The following is a 1,046-nucleotide window of genomic DNA, read 5'->3' on the forward strand; positions in this document are numbered from 1 at the left end:
GACAGGGAGCACACCCGCGCCAAGGAGCTGCAACGCGGGCTGCTGCCGCGCACGCTGCCCAACCTGCCCGCGGTCACCGCCGCGGCCCGCTACCTGCCGGCCGGAAAGGACATGGAGGTCGGCGGCGACTGGTACGACATCATCCCCCTGTCGGCCGACCGGGTCGCCATCGTCATCGGCGACGTCATGGGGCACGGCGTGGCCGAGGCGGTCACCATGGGCCGCCTGCGCACCGCGGTCCACACCCTGGCCGACCTGGAGATGCCTCCCGACGAGCTGCTCTCCCACCTCAACGACCTGGTCAGCGACCTCGGCGACGACTTCTACGCCACCTGCCTGTACCTGGTCTACGACGCCACCACCCGCTCCTGTGTCCTGGCCCGCGCCGGTCATCCGCCGCCCGCTGTCGTCCACCCCGACGGCAGCGTCCGCTTCCCCGACGCCGACCCCAACTCACCCCTCGGCGCCGCCACCCCGCCCTTCGACACCGTGGACATGGAACTGCCCGAAGGCAGCCTGCTGGTGCTCTACACCGACGGCCTGGTCGAATCCTCCACCCTCGACATCGACCAGGGCATGGCCCACCTCGCCAAGGTACTCACCGACACGACCTCCGCAGCCTCGCCCGGGCACCGGGATCACACCGCCGCACCGGACACGACGGGCCTCCACTGCACCGATTGCCTCGAAGCCCTGTGCGACAGCCTCACCGCCACCCTGCTTCCCCGCAGACAGGGGACGGCCGACGACGCCGCCCTGCTGGTCGTCCGCACCCACGCCCTGCCGGGCGGCGACATGGCCTGCTGGCCGCTGCCCGAACACCCCAAAGCCGCCGGCGAGGCCCGCGGACACGTCCGTGCCCAGCTCCACGACTGGGACCTGGACGACCTCTCGATGACCACCGAACTGCTGGCCAGCGAACTGGTCGGCAACGTCGTCCGCCACGCCAAGGGCCCCATCCACCTGCGCCTGCTCCGCAGCAACGTCCTCACCTGCGAAGTCGCCGACGGCAGCCAGAGCACCCCCCGCATCCGCCGCGCCGCCGA

1 protein-coding gene is annotated in these 1,046 nt (G+C 71.8%); it reads left to right on the forward strand.

What is annotated here, in order from left to right:
• Nucleotides 1-1,046: ATP-binding SpoIIE family protein phosphatase (locus ACTMTI_RS56900; RefSeq protein WP_441129414.1), on the forward strand; the 1,046-nt coding region annotated here is incomplete at both ends.

It is taken from the genome of Nonomuraea sp. H19 (assembly GCF_052068215.1).
Lineage (GTDB): Bacteria > Actinomycetota > Actinomycetes > Streptosporangiales > Streptosporangiaceae > Nonomuraea.